Raw genomic sequence first — 18,601 nt, forward strand, 5'->3', positions numbered from 1 at the left:
AACGGCACGGACATATTAACGCTGCCTTCCGGCTATTATTATGCAGTAGGTACAAACGTAGTCAATATGCCAAGCAAAACGGATTCTTCATGGTTTAACATTTATGTCATTGATAATGGTAACAATCGTAAAACATACCACATCATCAGAAGTGGAGATAGTCTTCATTGGTGGGGAACTGTTCACAATGGGGATTTCAAAGGGTGGAAACGGATGTTGACAGATGCTGACGCAAATTTAAACTGGAAGTTCCCAACAATCGTTAACGGATGGAAAGCGTATAAATCCGAGGTCAATAATGATTATAGGGTTCGCGTTGCAAAGGATGCAATGGGAATTGTACATGTCACCGGAGCTATCGCAGGTGGAACATTGGGTGATGTCCCTGCGTTTACGTTACCAGAAGGGTGCGAACCCCCATTTCCGCTTTATAATGTCGGCATAGCTTCAAGTACTGGAGGATTTAAGGGACCGCAGTTTAGTCGGCAGTATATCGCAACGGATGGCCGCTTTTGTATACAAGATTCATCTAGTAACACGGAATTTATTGTTGTTAACTGCATGTTCAAGGCAGCGAAGGGAAGTGCTTGATTCTCATGAAATCCATTTATCAGTTCGATGAAAGTTTTATTTATGTATTTGGTGGAGATTCGGAAATTCCTGATGATGCTGATGTTCCTCAAAGTTATACGGACGTTCAGCCTCCTGATGGTCTTTTCAAAGGGAAATATGATCCTGCAAGCAATACATGGAGCGAGTCTGCTACTCAAGGATATATTGATAGCTTGCAGCCGAAGCCGCCACCCCCATCAGATATTGATCTATTAAAACAGCAGAATGCCGATCTACTTCAGCTACTTGCGGAGTCAGAAAAGAGAGCAGAAGAACAATCAAAAACAACAGCAGAACTAGTCATGGTGCTGGCTGAAAAGGGGGTAATTTAATTGGATTGGTTCCGTAGTATTTCGTTGTTCTATCAGTGGGAATGTTATGTGAATGAAGACGTGGGTCTATCAGAGGTCTAGAAGATAAAAAACACACAGTTGTAGCAACATTCATCGGAGGATTCGAAAAATCCCAACACAAAGAAGATGAAAACATGTTTTAGAGTAAGTATTCCTAAAGGTATCTTTATAAATTTGTTTAGAACCTTCAAAGATAATGAAAAATACATGTTTCCTCCTGTTACTTATGTTCATCCAGATGAAAAACTTTTGGATGGCAAACCAAGAGTTGCAGAAGCGATAACTGAAAACAATGTGACGAAAAAGGAAGATATGGAGAAGCTTTTGAAAGACAAAGTAAATCCTTATCCTCAAATCACAATAGAAATTGATTTTGAAGTGTATTACGATCCTAAACTAAAAGGAATTGAAGATCAAATTCGAAAAGGTGTTACTATTCCTGTTTTGGCTGATACAGCACACGGAACGTTATCTGAAGGCGCTGTAAGAGTGCAAGAAATTAAATACAATCCACTTGATAAATACGCTAAACCCACTGTTACTCTCACCAATTACTGTAAAGATATTCTTGACTATCAAATTCAACAAAAACGAGAAATGAGACAACAAAAGAAATCAATAGAAGCACAACTATCCTCTTTTAAATCTGTGCTATTAAGCTCCAGCAATGCTTCTTCCTCACAGTTGAAAGGAATATCTTCAGCGTTACCTCAAACTGTATATCTCTTCAATATAGTTCATCCAATAAAAAATGGGTAATTAGCGACACATCAATTGATGAAACAGTAGATGTTTCCATTGAAGATAATTTTATTGAAATTGACATGCCAGATTATGAAGTTGTTTCAAAGAAATACAGATCAAATGTTGATTTTGATATGAAAGTAGCTGGCTTTACTTCAGGAGAAAAAATTGATCCGACCAATGTTAGTACTTTGCAAATTTATCTAGCTAAGTCTGGTTCGAAAATAACTCCAGTTGATGCAAGCATTCCTAATGGATCAGAGATTGATATAACAGTGTATTTAACTAGCTAATGTTTAAGAAGGAGGGCTATAAGTTGGCAAAGTTTAAATGGAAGACTATTTTCAATACGAACAAAAATGCGAAATTTAGAGAAGAATTGCAAGATGTGTCCTCAGATGCTTTAAGTGCAGTCAATGAACTGGCAAACACAGCACACTCCTCAGGGCAGATAAAGCATGGTGTATTTACCGTTGAGAATAGGTTAAACAATCATAATTCACGTTTAGCTAATTTGGTGACTAATCATGATGGTGAAGATGTAAAGGAAGTTGTTGATCTACGTGTAGCACTGGATGCTTCAATTCACGAAAATGATTTTCAAATTACTAACGACAAAATTGATGATGCAAGAATGACCGTGCCGTTCAAAGAGTTGTTAAGGAAGCATATCGGAAATTTCACTAAGGCAATGAAAGAAGCCTTGCAGCTAGGGTTGCTTTATCCTATTTGGATTGCTATTCCACCAGGAAACTATACGATTTCTGAAAAGCTCACTATCTATAAAGATACACGTATTACATTTTCAGATGGAGTTTATTTAACAAGGGCAGATGGCTTTGTAGGGTCTATGTTCGTGAATGGCCAATCAGGTGATATGTTCAGAGGATACAACGGACATGGGAATATTAAGATTGACGGATATGGAGAATTGGACAGCGCAGGAGATAGAGTGAAAGAACAGTGCTCAGTCTTTGGGTTTGGTCATGCTAGAGGCATTAAGGTGTCTGGGATTACAGTAAGCAATGTATGTGGAGGTCACGCTTTTGATTTAGCAGGAGTAGAAGAAAGTGATTTCGATGATATTAAATTCGAAGGGTATGTGGACTATAAAGGAGACAGATGGTTTTCAGCTGCAATCCAGGTTGATTTAATGAGATCATCCGAAAATTTCGGATCATTTGGAGCATACGACAACACGGTTACACGAAAAATCAATGTAGAGAATTGCAAGTTTAGAAAATCTAAAAAACTTGGTGGTTATGCAAGGGCAATCGACTCTCACACAAGCACTGATGGTTATTTATACTCTCACATCAACTTCAAAGGGAACACCGTTGAAGACACTACAGAATGGGCTGTGTCAGGCAATAAATGGCAAGACATAGTTGTAGAAGGGAATACATTTAACAACTGTTACGGAGGCGTTAGAACACTTCTACCTTCAATCAATTCAAAATACACCCAAGATGCAAATGGCAATCCAACAAACCGTATTAACAAAGTAAAAAGACAAAAGATTAATAACAATACTTTCATAAACATCACAGAAAAACATGCAATTCAAGTATACGGAAGAAAAGGATATCAAACTATTGATGATGTTCAAATCGTTGGAAATTCTATTGATGGAGTCAAATTAAAACATGGCATTCATGTATCTGATGTGAATGACTTCATTATTAAAGATAATACTGTCAAGAATGTAGGGCATCATGGGATTCTTGTGACAAGAAGTAGTTATGGAATGGTCGAAAATAACACAGTTAAAGATGTTAAGGGTAACGGAATTCGATTAGAAGAAGGATCATGTGATTATGTAACATTAAAAGATAATACCATCGTTAATACTGGCTATTCTGGCATTTCTGTATCTGGGAGTTCTAAAGGCTTTTTCTTATAATAACACAAGAGTGACGTGCTTTATAGCATCGTTAGCATGTTTGCCATACGAGGTATAGGCTTATTTTTTATGTCTATGAGAAAGAAGGTGATTACTGATGGAAATGGATTTGGCGCAATACCTAATGACACAAGGGCCATTTGCGGTGGGTGTTGTTTTGTTGGGTATTGTTTTATGTCTTAAACACAACCAAAGAGCGAGAAAACAAACTTAATGAACAGATCGATGCTCAAAACAGTGTACTGGCAAAGTTTAGTGAGAAGTATGACGTTGTAATAGAGAAATTGGATCGTATTGAAAGAAACCAAAAATAAAGAAAGAGGTATTTGCACATGAAAACATTCGACAAAGGAACTGTAATTCGGATGGTGCTTCTTTTAATTGCACTTGTCAATCAATCATTGATTATGTTTGGAAAACCTGTTTTGCCGATTAGTGATGATCAAGTCACTTCATTAGCTGATACGTTATACCTTGCTGGATCAATGATTTTTACATTAGCGACAACACTTGCAGCATGGTTTAAGAACAATTACGTAACTACTAAAGGGCATCTACAAAAGGAAACACTCAAACAAAAAGGATTTACAAAATAAAGGAGTAGATAAAATGACAATCACAATTAGAAAAATAGGGTGGCATCCTCTAAACACAGATTGAAAACACCTTACGCTATGAATGCAAAATATATCACAGTACATAACACATATAATGACGCACCTACTGCAAATGAGGTTAATTATATGATCGGCAATAATCAGCCAGTGTCATTTCATTATGCTGTAGATGGTGACGGTGTTGTACAAGGTATTCCAGTAAATCGTTTAGCTAGACATACAGGCGATGGTGAAGGAGTTAATTCAGGAAACAGAACTTCCATTGGTGTAGAAATCTGCTATTCAAAATCAGGTGGAGATAAATATAAAAAGGCAGAAGCAATGGCCATTAAATTTATTGCATAGTTATTGAAAGAGCGTAGATGGGGAATTGATAGAATCCGTAAGCATCAAGACTGGTCAGGTAAATATTGTCCTCACCGTATTCTTGCAGAAGATCGATAAAATTCTTTTAAATCTTCTATTGAAAAAGAATTAAAATCAATCACTGGAAAGACTACTTCAGCATCAAAACCATCTAAAACAACTACTAAAAAAACACCTTCAAAATCATCCTCTAAAGCTAAGTACACGCTTCCTAAAGGTATCTTTAAGGTTAGTACACCTATGATGAAAGGAACAACTGTAAAGCGAATTCAAGAGGCTTTAGCGACGGTATTTATGGTCCGAAGACGAAAGTAAGATTGGAAGCATTATTGAAGTAATAATCCCTCTTTTAGGGGGAATAAACCTTTTTTAATCTCTGTAAAACTTTAATTATCGTATCATCCATTTGCTTTATTTGCTTTTAATTTATTACGTGTTCTCTTAGAATTATTCACTGCATTTCAAAATTCTTTCTTTTTAATAATTTTTACATTTTTTCAATAATTTATGATATAGTGATTTTGTTGGAAATATTTTATAATAGAAAGGAAGAATAAAAGTGAAAAAAATCATGTGTTTTACCCTAGTACTTACTTTAATTATGTGTTTGGTTGGAGGTGGAGGTGTATCAATGGCCTCAAATATAGAAACCTCAATAAAAGATAATGTTAGAGACGCCATTAAAGTGTATAATGAATTAAGTGAACAATCTGAAAAAGTTAGTAACAATAAAGTTGAGAAGCTGGTGACTAAAACAACTGAAATTGTAAAAAACAAAGAGGTAACGCTTTACAGCAAAAATGAGCTTAATTTGGATGGTGCTACCGCTTTGTTTAATAAAGAAACTAACGAAATCTTTCTGAATGTACCTATGAAGACATCAGATCCCCTGAATAATATGGAAGGTATAGTACTAACGTTTGATCAGAATAATACTTTAGTTAATTATTCAGAAATTCATTTGAAAACTAATAAGGAAGAACTTGAAGGAACTTCGTCTTATTGGGTTAACGGAAAATTGGTAAGCGAAAAACTTCTTAATTTTTCAGAAAATGACTTTGATAAAATTGTAGCTTTCGAAAAAAGTGATACAAACAAAATGAAGCTTCAGGCTTCCCCACATAAAAATTTCAAAAAATGGTGGAATGGTTTTAACAATTGTTTATCTTCAAAAGGAGTTAGTTGGGCGATGATTACATTAGCAGGAAGCATCTGTGGCGGAGCTTGTAGTGTAACAATGGGTACAGCTTGTGCGCCTTGCTTTTATGGCTTAACATTCTTATCAGGGTTTAACATTGGCGAATGCTTTTGGAAAAAATATTAGTTAGGGGTATATAAATGAATCTAGTTCGTGTATTGTGTATGCTGATTTTTATAGTATCATTAACGGGCTTTATACAAATCATTATAAATAAACAATATATTTATAATGGGATTATATATATATTAATATTCCTATTATCCTTAGCTCTTTCAATCACTATCCCTATACAAAATAAGAATAATAATTCGTCTACACAAAAGTGAAAGTAAACACAATGTAAAAACTGCATCCCTGTTATTGACATATCATCATACAGTCAAAGGTGCAGTTTATCAGGAGCATATTAATAAGCCTTTCGCATAGCGAGAGGTTTTTTAAATATATTCAATCGACCGAAAGGGTGGTAAGTGGTGGGAGTATTCACAAAGACCCACCAAATGGCGGGCTACTTGAATAGTTTACCTAACAATTTTCCAGTCGTTTTCCCCGCAGCACGTCGCATGATACGTTTTCCGATTGTACCCTTTTGAACGGCATTTACATCCCCTGATACCTTAGCTGACTTATAAAGTGCAGAACGGATTTTATTGATCTTCATATACACTACCCCTTTGATATGAGTATTAGTTGTTAAGGCGTTCCTCTATGTCATAAATTTTTCTGTCTAATTCAGAAAATCTCTTATCAGTGTATCTAAGCTCACGTTCGAGATCCTTTTTGATCAATTAAGCATAGCCATTATCTCTTCAGGCTCATTTTCTTCCAGCTTGGTAACTGTAGATTTAATTTCTTTCACATCTTGTTTAATGGTTGATACGTCCGCAGCCAATTGTTCAATTATCTTAAATAGTTTTTCGTCCATTGTTTCACCTCTAATCTAATTGTACCACCATTGCAATGGTTTTGTTTAAGGAAAAGGCGCAACTAACCCTTGTCTTTTTTTTTTAGGTGATCTTTGATTATTTTTTCGAGTCCGTCAATATCCTCGTTCATAATTCGCATAAGTCGCTCTATGAATACCTATTTTTTCTGACATTTGCTCCTGGGTTAATTTTTTGCTTTTTCTAAGCTTGATCAAACGGTCTTCAAACATACAAACACCTAAACAAACGAGAGTGAGGGAGATTAAATTAAACATATAACGATTGTTCAAACTGAATTCAACACCCAAGAAATAAACAACTTATATTCTGCAATTATCGTTAAAGAAGGTTATGAAGTAGGGGAGTGTGATGATCATATTGTTCTAGCTGAAATCTCTCAACGAACTGACGGTAACTATGATGAGGGAAAGACCTGGTATATAGGAAGAAACGTTCCATATACAGACTTGCTGAGGTCGTTGGTTTGAGCCCAGAGAGAATCATCGTTGAAACCCTTGCGGAAGAAAATCTTTGTTATAACGGTTATCTACCAAATTTTTTTCGTACTTGCAGTTCTAGTCTTTCGTAGATCGTGATGTTGAGGGAGGTTATACATTTGGTACCAACCAATTATGTCTTATTTTTCTGGGTTTAAAAAAACACGATCAGGCACTCCGTGAAAGGAAAAAGTGATCGATGGATTGCTCAGCATATGGATATTTCTTTTTCACTAATGCAGCTTTTTAGGATTCTTTTGAGTTTGTTCTTTGTTTATTTCCTCGAATATATTGCTTTGATTATTTTGTTGGTGGATCGAATTCATGTTCGGGGAATTAAATATTTTCTTAAAATCTCCAACAGTTAAAGGCTTTGCATCATCTTTTAGTTCATATCCTAACTGTCCATTTGGTTCTAAAGTAGCGTTCTTTACATTGTTAATATTAGAAATTCCAAGAAGTCTTAATCGCATTTCAAGCTGATCAACTGTTAGCCGCATTTTCTTTAAAGTATCTACCTTGAGTTGCCCATCCTCTATAACCAGTTTTGCTTTCCCAGTTAAAAATTTTTCAACCCAATTGGCTTTTATTTGAAACCATTCCATTAAAACTAAGGCGATAGTAAAAATACCAGCAGTTGTAATAGTTTTCCATAAGCTGGTTTCCGTAATTGGCTGAACGATAATTGTCCCGATTGAAATCATGACCACAGTTTGGGCTAAAGTCATTTGTGCAATTGATTTTCTTCCTGAAATCCTCAAGAGAAGGATGCCAGACACAATTAAAATTAATGCTTGCCATGCAAAATTCATTTCATCACCTATTTTTTCTCTTTTTTGTAGTTTTCCTTAGGATAAAAAGTATTATTCATAAAACAATCATGGCATAAACTGAACGTTGTTCCGGATTGTTGATGATCAATTATATGTCATTGGTGGACGTAACTACGCTTATAGTATGGGTCATCTTTCTGTAAAAAGAGATCAATGATGTTCTAAATTGGTACAAAGAAAGAAGCTTTGGAATCGGAATGAACTTCTATGGAATCAATGACGAACACAATCAAGGACCCTTCACAAGTAAAAAAGATTACGTGGTGTACGATATCAAGCAATACTGATAATAGATCAGCAGCTTCAACTTGTAGAGAAACCTATGTTTTTCTACAAGTTTTTTTATTTTTACATAATTATTAAAATAAAGGATTAATGGCATAAAAAAATAAGATGTTTTTAAAAAAATCTGCTAAACATCCTATAACTATATCCGATATTAGAATTGTCAGGGTTGATAAGCCCTAGAATAAAGGACTTTTTTCAGACAAGGACGTCTGTCAGGTCCCACATACATGGAGGTAATAAGAAATGAGAATTAACCACAATATCGCAGCACTTAACACATTAAACCGTTTATCTGCAAACAACGGTGCTAGCCAAAAAAACATGGAGAAGCTTTCTTCTGGTCTTCGTATTAACCGTGCAGGAGATGACGCCGCAGGTCTTGCGATCTCTGAAAAAATGCGTGGACAAATCCGCGGTTTAGATATGGCATCTAAAAACGCACAAGATGGTATCTCTCTTATCCAAACAGCCGAGGGTGCATTAACGGAAACACATGCGATCCTTCAACGTATGCGTGAACTAACTGTTCAAGCAGGTAACACTGGTACTCAACAAGCTGAGGATTTAACAGCCATTCAAGATGAAATTAATGCACTTGTTGATGAGATCGATGGGATTTCTAAGCGTACAGCATTTAACGGAAAAAACCTTTTAGATGGTACTGAAGGAGCATTTAAATTCCAGATTGGTGCTAACGCAAATCAAAATATCGATGTCACTATTGCTGACATGGGAAAAACTGCTTTAGGCGTAGATGCTATTAAAGTTGATGATCCCGCTTTCGATTTTGACGCAGAAATCGTAAAAATTGATGCAGCAATCACGAGTGTGTCTTCACAACGTTCTCAACTTGGTGCGGTTCAAAACCGTCTAGAGCACACAATCAACAACCTTGGTGCTTCTTCTGAAAACTTAACAGCGGCTGAGTCTCGTATCCGTGACGTTGACATGGCGAAAGAAATGAGTGAGTTCACGAAGAACAACATTCTTTCTCAAGCTTCTCAAGCTATGCTTGCACAAGCGAACCAACAGCCACAAAACGTACTTCAATTACTACGTTAATTAACCAAAAGCCCCTAATTGCAGGGGGCTTTTTTTTCATGTCATTTTGAGTGCAGTAGGCCTGTGTAATTGAAAGTCCGGGACAGCTTCTTGGAAAGAAGAGTGATTTCATTCAACGTTCTCTCTATCCCATTGACGCCACCAACGAGCGGATTCGCCAAAGGGATCAGCCTGAATTATATCATGTAGCGTCAAATTGGGGATTTTGCTTTCCTCCTTTTAACTCGACTTCTTCCCATGCCATAGCAGCAATCGAACAAAGCCAGCAGCCAGGCTCAATGGCGTGCTGCATTGTTGTAAGGTGTTTCTTTCAAACGATAAATGCTTATTTTCTTGTGCTTGTTTCAGCATACGCTCAAGTGTTTGTGCCTCAAGAGCTGCTTTGGTCATTCCCTGCCCATGAATGGGATCTCATGTACACCAGGCATCGCCCATCATAAACCACTTAGCCAATCCCGCTTTTGTTCGTAGTAATTTATCACACAAGAAGGTATGGGCAGCAGTTTCTGAATTGAGATGAAAAGCCGATAAATACAATGAGGAGGTAGGGAAAGTGGATACTACAGAGTATTGTGACAGTTGCACCTTATATCATGCAGGTATTAAAGAATGAATTAACGATAAGTGATTGATCGAGGAAAAATTCTTGCTGTATTTGCCACCGAAAGATGTCGATTTTCAAATACGAGCAGGTGAACCAATAAAACCAGGTGTGCACTCGCTTTAGGGTTTCCGATCAAAAATCAATTAGAGCTTGAAGTGTATACGGAGTCATTGAATGCCATCATTCATAGTATTCAAGAAAAGGTGTATGTCAACGTAAAAAACGAATCTAAAGAGGGTTCGTTTTTTACGTTGGTAACTTATTTTCTAGTTTTTTTGTCAAAGCGATAATCATACGTTTCTCCTTTGACAACATTTAAAAGCTCGTGTCCAATTTGAACAAGCTGTGCATTTTTCCATTTGATGAGAGGGTCTTTATCAGGGTATTTCCAGTAAATTGTTTTCTTTCGATGGGTCAATTTGTTTTCGATTTCTGCTCTTACTGCATTCTCCTTTAGTTTTCCTCCACTATGTCGATAGGTGTTAATGATATATGTTCCATCGGGTGATGACATAGAGCGGATATATGTTCCGTGAGACACTCCTTGAAGAGAGAAGCATTTCCAATAAATGATTCCGGCGAAGCTAAGGAATAAGATGACAAGGATAATGGTGGTTTTCTTTTTAGACATGAATTCCTCCAGATGTAGATCACAATTTCTAATATATGAGAGAATACAAAAAGATTCATATAGTGCAAAAGTCAATTATCGGTCATTTTTTCTCAAAATTCAACAGAAAGCCGAAAAGATAAGGAAAATTTAAGGATGTCTTCAGGTGGGAGGATGATCCGAAAACACTTTACAAAAGAATTTAGGATCAGTAGACTTATGCTCATATAGAGAAATGGGGAAGGTGGAATGACGCCAATCATCGATACGTATCAAAATTATGAAGAGCTTTCCGCTCATGAAAGAAAAGGGATCGACTATCAAATTCTTCACAAGCGGAAAGGTGATCAGCTTCTGGTCTTGTCCCCTCATGGTGGAGGGATTGAATCTGGTGTGAGTGAGCTGATTCATGAATTAACAAGCAATTATTCTATGTATTTATTCGAGGGGCTTAAAGTGAAAGGCAACCAAGTTCTTCATATTACGAGCACACGTTTTGATGAGCCGATTTGTCTTTCTCACGTGCATACACATCATTATACGTTTGCCCTCCACGGCTATGGGGAAACAGACGTGCATCAAACATTAGTAGGCGGAACAGATAGAGAAAGGGCTGCAGAAACAGTGAAACGTTTAAGATGGAATGGCTTTCAAGCCTTGCTGCAATCTGAAGCTGATCGCTTTTCAGGAACACATCCTCATAATATTAATAATCAATGTCTGACAGGAAAAAGTGTACAAATTGAAATCAGTCAAGCTCAGAGAAGAGCATTCTTTGATGACTTTAGGCGGCGTCATAGGTGTAAAACACAAAATGATCAATTTTATAAATACACAAACGTGCTGAAACAAGTATTAAACCTTTATGAATAAACCTCTGAAGTCATGTGTGCAGATAAACGCCTTCTTTTTCCGCAACCATCTCCGCTTTCATTAAATAAGAAGTAAACTGCTTTTGAAATCGAATACCTGCTTTTCGCTGCTCAAATAAGGCAAGCCGTTTTTCAGCGAAAGCCCAAGTTACGTGAAATGTTTGAGCGATTTGCAAAATGGCTTGCTGGCGAAGATTTGGAAGCTTCATTTGCAAAAGCAAAAAGGTTGGCACACAAAAGTGATACATGAATTGTTTGGCCTGAAACTCTTGTAGTTCTCGAAAGAGCTTGTGCATCTTAAAGTGATTGCCTGTATGCTTCAGCACATGACAAAGCTCGTGGGCAAAATCCTGCCACTGTTCTTCTGGTGATAGGGATCTGTTTAAAATAATACTGTAAAGACCTTGATGTTTGATCATCATGCTGCCGGTATCCTCATAGTGAATCCACACATTAAATTCAGATGCAATCTTTTGCATATCCACATAGGCAGGACCACTTATTTGTAGTTGAGAGTATAACCGTTGAATATCTTCTTCTAAATGGGTTAAAAAACCAGTCATAAAAAAACCTCCATAAAAACGTATGTTCTATTTTTGGCGTAAAAGAAAAGTCCATATAGGACTAAATAGCTAATTAAGCTATCGCTTATTTTTTGTATCGGTTTATTTTTAACAATTTTAACATGAAATCAAAGAAAAATGGAACGATCTCCTGTTTTTTCTTTATTTTTCATTATGAAAGGTGAAATTTTACCAAAACAAACAAAATGTTTCTTATGAATGCAACCGATTGATCAGAAAAATCAATCATCAATCTAGCAAAAGGGAGTGAAGAACATGTTATTTCAGTTGTAAATGGGAACCGGCCAGGATACGCCATGGTATGTGACGGTGCATAACACAGCAAATACATCAAAGGGAGCTGATGAGAAAAGTCATGCGGCATATGTCAAACGGGGAACGACCGAGGTGAGCTGACATTTAACAATGGATGATTGTGAAATCAGCAATTGCCTTTAAATGAAATGGCTGGCGTGAAGGGGACGGTCATGGAAATGGTAAGCGGAAATCGATCGCAATTGAAATTTTGTGAAAATGAAGATGGGAACTTTCAGCAGGCCGTCATACATGCTCAATGGCTCATTCAAAAGCTATTAAGAGAGCATCACATTCCACTAATAAATGTGGTGAAACATCAGCATAGGTCTGGAAAAACATGTCCACGCCTGCTTCTAACTACATGGGATCATTTTTCTCAACATTGTTCAAAATGAAGAAAAGAACAAGTATGTGTTGCCGGATGGGATTTTACGAAGGGAAAGCACCGCGTTTTCAGCTGATGAATGGTTTGACAAATGAAAGGGTGTACGGTCCTAAAATAAAGGAAAAGCTACTTGAGCTATTAAATAAGTGAGTTTTTCTGTTTGAATGATTGAATGACTGCTTCACTTTTTTCGTTTAATCGATGAAAATAAGGGGACGGCTGAAATTCAGCAAACTGAACATATCTCAATTGTTTGATTTTCTTTTTCATTTTGGCACCTCAATCGTTGCAGCATATGATCTTTTTGTATGCGATTATATGAGAAAATGGAATCAGGACGCAGATTTAGTTCTGCGTCCTTTAGTGTGATCAAGCTTTTTTATTTTTATACTCATCCAGGAGCTGTTCATTTTTTTTGAAAATACGCTCTGTATGGGGGCTTACCTTGTAATCAGCCATACTAATATGCCGCTTCTTTTTTAATATTTTAAAAGGATTTTTCTTGCGGTTGTTGTTATCCCCTTGAAGTGCGTGGTCCATCTTCATCACCTTCCTCTTCGTCTGGCAAGATTAGGTCATAAATCGTTGTAAGTGAGGTTATTAATAAATAGTCGAACTCAGTGACAATTTTATCAGAGGTCAGCTTAATGACAAAGTATGCATCAGCTACTGAAAACGGGATGAGTACCAATTTGCCGAAATCATCGTAATACACTTCCTGCCTGTCAAGCTTCGCCTGAATGAGAACTTGCTGATCAAGCGTCCAAAGCAGGTCATCTTTTTGTTCCTGCGTGTCATATGGACAAAGAACCGCTTGAATATTCATTTTTTCGGCAAAAGAATAAATCAGCCGTTCAATTCCCTCTATATAAGCTTCTATACTTCCATAATATACATGGATCGGTTCGTTTTTCAATAGGTATTGGTACGTTTTTAGTTTATTGAGGTAAGAATGAAGGAGATCGTTATTTTGTTCAAGGAGTTGGTGTGTGTCGGTTTCTAGTTCATGATTCCCGAGTTTTTTAATATAGGAGCTGAGAAAAATGAAAGCATCGGTTAAGGCGAAAAATATAGCAATAATTAAATAATGCATCCAATCGGTGAAGATTGAAGAGGGATCATATGTCCAGTAAATAACAGCACCAGCTACATAAATCCAATACCACGTTTTACGAATAGCAAACATTTTTTCTTTCACTTTTTGTTCAAAGCGCCATACAGCAAAAACATATACAGCAAGAGCCACTAACAAAATCCAGACGGTCAGTTGAAAAAATAATAGCATGTCCTTCTCTCCCATAGACAGATGAATACTTGATTACTTCTATAGGTATGTTTGGAAAACCTGCTTCATGAAAAAAAACTGCCTTTAAGAACAGGCAGTTTGTATTAGAGCATCGCGTTTAACACAAAGTATACGAGAGCACCTAGTGTCCCTGAAATCGGTAATGTAATGACCCAAGTGACAAGCATACGTTTTGCAGTACCCCAGTTCACACCTTTTACTCTGTGTGCAGAACCTACGCCTAGAATAGAAGAGGAGATGACATGGGTTGTACTAACCGGTAAATGGATAAACGTTGCACCGAAAATAATGGCTGCACCAGTTAAGTCGGCCGATACTCCGTTTACTGGACGAATTTTCATGATTTTACCGCCGACTGTTTTAATAATCTTCCAGCCACCAACAGAAGTACCAAGTCCCATGGCAAGTGCACAAGAGAATTGTACCCAGAATGGAATGTCGTCTGTTGTATGAAGGTTAGCTGCGATTAAAGCCATCGTAATAATCCCCATCGCTTTTTGCGCATCGTTTGTGCCATGGGTATACGATTGAAGTGCAGCAGTTAAAATTTGAACACGTCGGAATTGTTTATTTGTTTTTGCGAGATTGTTGTCTCTAAATATAAATTTAATAATGGTATACACGATATATCCCAATATGAAAGCTAGGATAGGCGAAAGCAAAAGTGCTTGAATGATTTTAATGAATCCCGAATAGTTTAAAGCGCCAAAACCAGCAGAGGCAATAACGGCCCCTGCAATTGATCCGATCAGTGCATGTGAAGAACTACTCGGAATCCCGTAATACCAAGTAAGCAAGTTCCAAGTAATGGCCGCAATTAAAGCAGCCAAAATGACGACAGAACCATTTTGAAGTGTAAAAGGATCTGCGATGTCTTTTGTAATGGACTTTGCTACACCTGTAAATGTCATCGCTCCTAAGAAGTTCATGAACGCTGCCATAATAATAGCATGTCTAGGCTTTAACGCTTTCGTTGAAACAGAAGTGGCAATGGCATTCGCTGTATCATGAAATCCATTAATGAAATCAAAAGCCAGTGCACAAATGACAATAAGTATGGTAAGGATGATTAATATGTCCATGTTTACCTAACCCCGTTACGCATTCTTCATAATGATTGTTTCTAAATTGTTGGCAACACTTTGACAGGAATCAGCGATTTCTTCAAGTGTTTCGTAAATTTCTTTGTATTGAATGACCTTAATTGGATCTGTTTCTTTTCCGAACAAGTTCTTTAGTGATTTACGATAAAGATTGTCACAATTATGCTCAATCTCTTTGATTTTGATTGCGTGCGGATGAATATCTTTTAAGCGATTTTGAGCCAGTAGTTCAATTGTGATTAAAATTTCTTTTGCACATTCTCTGATGTAGTGGCTGAATTTGTCGATATGTTCGTCTGAGCTCGTCATTGAATAAATTTCCATTGTTGCTGAAAAATGTTCAATTCCATCTAAAACATCATCGAGGCTATTCGTCAATTGAAGAATGTCTTCACGCTCAATCGGTGTAATAAACGCTTTGTTCAGCTCTTTAATCATGGTATGAACATGATTATCACCTTTTGTCTCATATTCCTTCAATGTGTCAGAAAATTCTTTCAGAGTGGTTTGATTTGTTACTTTATAGCTAACAAAATACTCAGCAGTTTCATCTAAATTTTTAGCAATTTCCGTTAACAAGACGGAAAACTTGTCTTTTTTCCTTTTTAACATGTAAAAACCCTCCATTGTATAAATGAGACAATGCACACATCAAATAATTATATATTCTTTTGTCGAAAAAAAACAGGTGTAGTCGAAAATTTCTTCACTTTTTCTATTTGATCTTATTCTGACCTAAAGATGAGATCTCATCACACCTTATTCAGAAAGGGAAAAAAGCGGGCCGTATTCGACGCCGCTGAAAGGTTATGAAGCTGAATAAATTAATTTGAAACGCTCACAAACAAGGAGCATATCTTCTTGAAAGTCTAATCCGTATGGTTTGAGTGCTTCTGTGAAGAATTCTTTATGGGCTCTGTACCAATAGTCATATGATAGATCGGGATTCAGGGACTTTGTTCATTTGTATCACATCTACATCTGTGATCTCGATGAGGGCTTTTGGTTCTTCCTGACTGTCTAAAATGATTGCGTATTGCCCGGCCTTCGAAAGCGGCTCTTGTTCCATCTCGTAAAAAATATGTCCAGAGCAAGTGGCTGTTTTTTTCCCTTGCTGTACAAGGTCAAGCAAGTGATCTGGATCTGCGCCAAATGCCCAAGCAGAAACAGAGGTGTGATGTGGTGCTTTTCTTGATTTTTCTTCCCAATAAGATTCCCAAAATAATGTGCTTTTGTGGTTCATCCTTTTTCCCCCTTTGTGATGAGTTTATTATATCGCGGAGTTTCATACTTGGAAATAATACGTCTTTATTCCTGCATGATGTGCATGTCATATGTTTTGAAAAAGGACATTTTGTTTGTTGAATGTAGGTTGATAGAATGAAAATTTTTGAAATTTTAGAATAATCTATTGTATTCTGGTCAAGAAGTAGGTAAGGTCAAAGTAAGAATATGGAAGGGGTGTTGTTCATGAAACGCATTTCTCTAACTGTTTTGTCCATATGTCTGTTTATGTTCTCGTTTTTTCTGCCTGTCAGCCAAGTCACTGCAAACGAAAATCATGGGAATAAAGTAGCTGTTGGCAAAGATGGCATGGTGGCTACAGCTCATCCGCTTGCATCAGAAATTGGTGCTGATGTATTGAAAAAAGGTGGAAACGCAGTTGATGCTGCTGTTGCCATCCAGTACGCACTGAATGTAACAGAGCCAATGATGTCTGGTATTGGCGGCGGAGGATTTATGATGGTTTATGATGGTAAGACAAAAAAGACATCTATCATTAATAGTAGAGAACGGGCACCGCAGGGCGCAACACCTGACATGTTTTTAACTGATGACGGAAAAGTCATTCCATTTGCGGAGCGGTCCACACATGGTAATGCTGTTGGTGTACCCGGTACTTTAAAAGGTCTTGAAGTGGCACTAGATAAGTGGGGTACTCGTTCTATGAAGGAATTGATTGAGCCTTCTATTCAGTTAGCCGAGGATGGATTTGAAATTGATTCTGTTCTTGCAAAGGCCATTGATGATCATCAAGGGAAATTGAAAAAAACGGCTGCAGCGTCAACCTTTCTTCCAGATGATCAACCGCTCAAAGAAGGAGATCGGCTTGTACAGCCAGGTCTTGCGAAAACATTTAAGCTGATTGCGACAAAAGGAAGCAAGGCGTTTTATGAAGGGAAAGTAGCGAAGGCACTTGCAAATACGGTCCAAGATTTTGGTGGTACGATGACAACAGATGACATTGGTCATTATGAGGTCAAGACTGACGAGCCAATCTGGGGAAAATATAAAGGCTACCAGCTTGCAAGTATGCCTCCACCAAGCTCGGGCGGAGTATTTATGCTACAAATACTCAAAATACTTGACCACTTTAACCTATCTCAGTATGACCCAAAATCATTCGAAAAATATCAGCTGCTTGCTGAAACGATGCACCTCTCCTATGCTGACCGTGACGCATATGCCGGTGACCCCGAATTCGTAGATGTTCCACTAAAAGGACTATTAGATGATGATTACATTTCAGAAAGAGCCTCTCTTATTCAAGTAGATCAAATGAATCGTAACCCGAAGGAAGGAGATCCGTGGGCTTATGAGGGTGAAAAAAATCCATCCCCGATTGTCCCCCAGCCAGAAGATAAAACGATTGGTGAGACCACCCATTTTACTGTTGCAGATCAGTGGGGAAATGTTGTGTCATTTACAACAACCATTGAACAGTTATTTGGTACAGGGATTCTCGTCCCAGAGTATGGCTTTTTCTTAAACAATGAACTGACGGATTTCGATGCAAGGCCTGGCGGAGCAAATGAGGTTCAGCCGAATAAACGCCCCTTATCGAGTATGACTCCGACGATCATTTTTAAAGATGGAGAGCCTGTCATGACCGTGGGATCACCTGGAGGAAAGACCATTATTGCTTCTGTTTCACAGACAATCCTAAATTTGCTTGAATATGACATGGAACTTCAGGATGCGGTGGAAGAACCAAGAATTTATACAAACAGCTTAGATTCTTATCGTTATGAAGTAGGTGTTCCTCTGGATGTGAGAACAAAGCTAAATGATATGGGCCATCGTTTTGGCAGTTCACCTATTGATATCGGAAACGTGCAAGCTCTCCTGATTGATCGAAAAGCAGGGACATTTACTGGAGTAGCTGACTCCACGAGAAATGGAACCGCTGTTGGTGTCAATTTAAAGCTATCTGAAGATCAATAACATTTCCCGGGAAAAGAAGCGCCTTTTGAAGATGGCGTTTCTTTTTTGTCTAAATAAAAAGAAAAAACCATTTGGACAGACTTTATTATTTGGAAATCGGAGAATTGATTTTTTCTACCGCCATCTGGGAAGACCACTTTATTCAGAACCATCGCAGGCTTGCCTATGCCAATAACGGGAGATTTTTATTTGGAGACTTGGACTATAGACTAT

22 protein-coding genes and 5 pseudogenes are annotated in these 18,601 nt (G+C 37.5%); 14 read left to right on the top strand and 13 right to left on the bottom strand.

Going from position 1 to position 18,601, the window contains the following annotated elements:
- From LC033_RS12530 to LC033_RS12570, 9 genes and pseudogenes are all read left to right on the top strand, one after another.
- A partial coding sequence (locus tag LC033_RS12530; protein WP_512699443.1) for an XkdV family phage structural protein occupies positions 1 to 591 on the top strand: 591 nt, incomplete at its 5' end.
- A 5-nt stretch (positions 592 to 596) separates the two neighbouring features.
- On the top strand, positions 597 to 944 hold the full coding sequence (locus LC033_RS12535) for a YomQ N-terminal domain-containing protein (RefSeq protein WP_226568923.1): 348 nt from the start codon (positions 597 to 599) through the stop codon (positions 942 to 944).
- A 147-nt stretch (positions 945 to 1,091) separates the two neighbouring features.
- Positions 1,092 to 1,724 (top strand): phage tail protein, encoded by a 633-nt coding sequence (locus LC033_RS12540; protein ID WP_226568925.1) that lies wholly within the window; start codon positions 1,092 to 1,094, stop codon positions 1,722 to 1,724.
- A gap of 65 nt (positions 1,725 to 1,789) precedes the next feature.
- Entirely contained in the window at positions 1,790 to 2,002 is a 213-nt protein-coding gene (locus tag LC033_RS12545) for a hypothetical protein (RefSeq protein WP_226568927.1), read from the top strand.
- Between the two features lie 23 nt (positions 2,003 to 2,025).
- A complete protein-coding gene (locus tag LC033_RS12550; RefSeq protein WP_226568929.1) occupies positions 2,026 to 3,612 on the top strand; it encodes a right-handed parallel beta-helix repeat-containing protein in 1,587 nt (528 codons plus the stop codon).
- A gap of 97 nt (positions 3,613 to 3,709) precedes the next feature.
- Positions 3,710 to 3,926 (top strand): annotated as a pseudogene (locus LC033_RS12555) (BhlA/UviB family holin-like peptide).
- 18 nt (positions 3,927 to 3,944) lie between these two features.
- Positions 3,945 to 4,208, top strand: coding sequence for a phage holin (locus LC033_RS12560; protein ID WP_226568931.1), 264 nt, complete (start codon positions 3,945 to 3,947; stop codon positions 4,206 to 4,208).
- A 78-nt stretch (positions 4,209 to 4,286) separates the two neighbouring features.
- Positions 4,287 to 4,889, top strand: a pseudogene (locus tag LC033_RS12565) (peptidoglycan recognition protein family protein); the annotation flags it as partial.
- Positions 4,890 to 5,154: 265 nt separating this feature from the next.
- Positions 5,155 to 5,919 (top strand): hypothetical protein, encoded by a 765-nt coding sequence (locus tag LC033_RS12570; RefSeq protein ID WP_226568933.1) that lies wholly within the window; start codon positions 5,155 to 5,157, stop codon positions 5,917 to 5,919.
- A 385-nt stretch (positions 5,920 to 6,304) separates the two neighbouring features.
- On the opposite strand, the gene LC033_RS12575 is transcribed toward LC033_RS12570, so the two are convergent.
- From LC033_RS12575 to LC033_RS12590, 4 genes are all read right to left on the bottom strand, one after another.
- Positions 6,305 to 6,457: a hypothetical protein gene (locus LC033_RS12575; protein ID WP_226568935.1), complete on the bottom strand. Its 153-nt coding sequence runs from the start codon at positions 6,455 to 6,457 to the stop codon at positions 6,305 to 6,307.
- Between the two features lie 123 nt (positions 6,458 to 6,580).
- Positions 6,581 to 6,721 carry a hypothetical protein gene (locus LC033_RS12580; protein ID WP_226568937.1) on the bottom strand — a complete coding sequence of 47 codons (141 nt, stop codon included), beginning with the start codon at positions 6,719 to 6,721 and terminating at the stop codon, positions 6,581 to 6,583.
- 114 nt (positions 6,722 to 6,835) lie between these two features.
- Entirely contained in the window at positions 6,836 to 6,997 is a 162-nt protein-coding gene (locus LC033_RS12585; RefSeq protein ID WP_312887872.1) for a helix-turn-helix domain-containing protein, read from the bottom strand.
- 455 nt (positions 6,998 to 7,452) lie between these two features.
- The gene (locus LC033_RS12590) at positions 7,453 to 8,031 is read right to left on the bottom strand and encodes a DUF421 domain-containing protein (RefSeq protein ID WP_226568940.1); all 579 of its coding nucleotides are present in this window, start codon (positions 8,029 to 8,031) and stop codon (positions 7,453 to 7,455) included.
- Between the two features lie 164 nt (positions 8,032 to 8,195).
- On the opposite strand from LC033_RS12590, the pseudogene LC033_RS17555 reads away from it, so the two are divergent.
- Together LC033_RS17555 and hag are read left to right on the top strand one after the other, a co-directional pair.
- Positions 8,196 to 8,339 (top strand): annotated as a pseudogene (locus LC033_RS17555) (galactose oxidase); the annotation flags it as partial.
- A gap of 244 nt (positions 8,340 to 8,583) precedes the next feature.
- Positions 8,584 to 9,402 (top strand): flagellin Hag, encoded by an 819-nt coding sequence (gene hag, locus LC033_RS12600; RefSeq protein ID WP_226568942.1) that lies wholly within the window; start codon positions 8,584 to 8,586, stop codon positions 9,400 to 9,402.
- A gap of 219 nt (positions 9,403 to 9,621) precedes the next feature.
- Here hag and LC033_RS12605 read toward each other — a convergent pair whose 3' ends face one another.
- Both LC033_RS12605 and LC033_RS12610 read right to left on the bottom strand, forming a co-directional pair.
- Positions 9,622 to 9,792, bottom strand: coding sequence for a hypothetical protein (locus tag LC033_RS12605; RefSeq protein ID WP_226568944.1), 171 nt, complete (start codon positions 9,790 to 9,792; stop codon positions 9,622 to 9,624).
- A 473-nt stretch (positions 9,793 to 10,265) separates the two neighbouring features.
- Positions 10,266 to 10,637 carry a DUF5412 domain-containing protein gene (locus LC033_RS12610; RefSeq protein WP_226568946.1) on the bottom strand — a complete coding sequence of 124 codons (372 nt, stop codon included), beginning with the start codon at positions 10,635 to 10,637 and terminating at the stop codon, positions 10,266 to 10,268.
- A gap of 228 nt (positions 10,638 to 10,865) precedes the next feature.
- Between LC033_RS12610 and LC033_RS12615 the strand changes: the two genes are divergently transcribed.
- On the top strand, positions 10,866 to 11,489 hold the full coding sequence (locus LC033_RS12615; RefSeq protein WP_226568948.1) for a poly-gamma-glutamate hydrolase family protein: 624 nt from the start codon (positions 10,866 to 10,868) through the stop codon (positions 11,487 to 11,489).
- A gap of 10 nt (positions 11,490 to 11,499) precedes the next feature.
- Here LC033_RS12615 and LC033_RS12620 read toward each other — a convergent pair whose 3' ends face one another.
- Positions 11,500 to 12,051 carry an ImmA/IrrE family metallo-endopeptidase gene (locus LC033_RS12620; RefSeq protein ID WP_226568950.1) on the bottom strand — a complete coding sequence of 184 codons (552 nt, stop codon included), beginning with the start codon at positions 12,049 to 12,051 and terminating at the stop codon, positions 11,500 to 11,502.
- Between the two features lie 317 nt (positions 12,052 to 12,368).
- Between LC033_RS12620 and LC033_RS17085 the strand changes: the two are divergent.
- Positions 12,369 to 12,743 (top strand): annotated as a pseudogene (locus tag LC033_RS17085) (peptidoglycan recognition protein family protein); the annotation flags it as partial.
- A gap of 149 nt (positions 12,744 to 12,892) precedes the next feature.
- Here the strand turns inward: LC033_RS17085 and LC033_RS16875 are convergent.
- The 6 genes and pseudogenes from LC033_RS16875 to LC033_RS12650 form a co-directional block, all read right to left on the bottom strand.
- On the bottom strand, positions 12,893 to 13,024 hold the full coding sequence (locus LC033_RS16875) for a hypothetical protein (RefSeq protein WP_264188749.1): 132 nt from the start codon (positions 13,022 to 13,024) through the stop codon (positions 12,893 to 12,895).
- Positions 13,025 to 13,123: 99 nt separating this feature from the next.
- Positions 13,124 to 13,294 carry a type II toxin-antitoxin system SpoIISB family antitoxin gene (locus LC033_RS12630; protein ID WP_008358858.1) on the bottom strand — a complete coding sequence of 57 codons (171 nt, stop codon included), beginning with the start codon at positions 13,292 to 13,294 and terminating at the stop codon, positions 13,124 to 13,126.
- Complete coding sequence (locus LC033_RS12635) at positions 13,269 to 14,039, bottom strand: type II toxin-antitoxin system SpoIISA family toxin (RefSeq protein WP_226568954.1); 771 nt, start codon at positions 14,037 to 14,039, stop codon at positions 13,269 to 13,271. Before LC033_RS12635 ends, LC033_RS12630 begins: the two co-directional genes overlap by 26 nt.
- 104 nt (positions 14,040 to 14,143) lie before the next feature.
- Positions 14,144 to 15,142: an inorganic phosphate transporter gene (locus tag LC033_RS12640; protein WP_226568956.1), complete on the bottom strand. Its 999-nt coding sequence runs from the start codon at positions 15,140 to 15,142 to the stop codon at positions 14,144 to 14,146.
- Between the two features lie 15 nt (positions 15,143 to 15,157).
- Positions 15,158 to 15,775 carry a DUF47 domain-containing protein gene (locus tag LC033_RS12645; RefSeq protein WP_226568958.1) on the bottom strand — a complete coding sequence of 206 codons (618 nt, stop codon included), beginning with the start codon at positions 15,773 to 15,775 and terminating at the stop codon, positions 15,158 to 15,160.
- Between the two features lie 195 nt (positions 15,776 to 15,970).
- Positions 15,971 to 16,406, bottom strand: a pseudogene (locus LC033_RS12650) (ASCH domain-containing protein).
- 269 nt (positions 16,407 to 16,675) lie between these two features.
- On the opposite strand from LC033_RS12650, the gene ggt reads away from it, so the two are divergent.
- Positions 16,676 to 18,388 carry a gamma-glutamyltransferase gene (ggt, locus tag LC033_RS12655; RefSeq protein ID WP_376776450.1) on the top strand — a complete coding sequence of 571 codons (1,713 nt, stop codon included), beginning with the start codon at positions 16,676 to 16,678 and terminating at the stop codon, positions 18,386 to 18,388.
- The last annotated feature ends 213 nt before the right edge of the window (positions 18,389 to 18,601 follow it).

Source organism: Bacillus stratosphericus (assembly GCF_020524495.1).
In the GTDB taxonomy this organism is placed as follows: Bacteria; Bacillota; Bacilli; order Bacillales; family Bacillaceae; genus Bacillus; species Bacillus stratosphericus_B.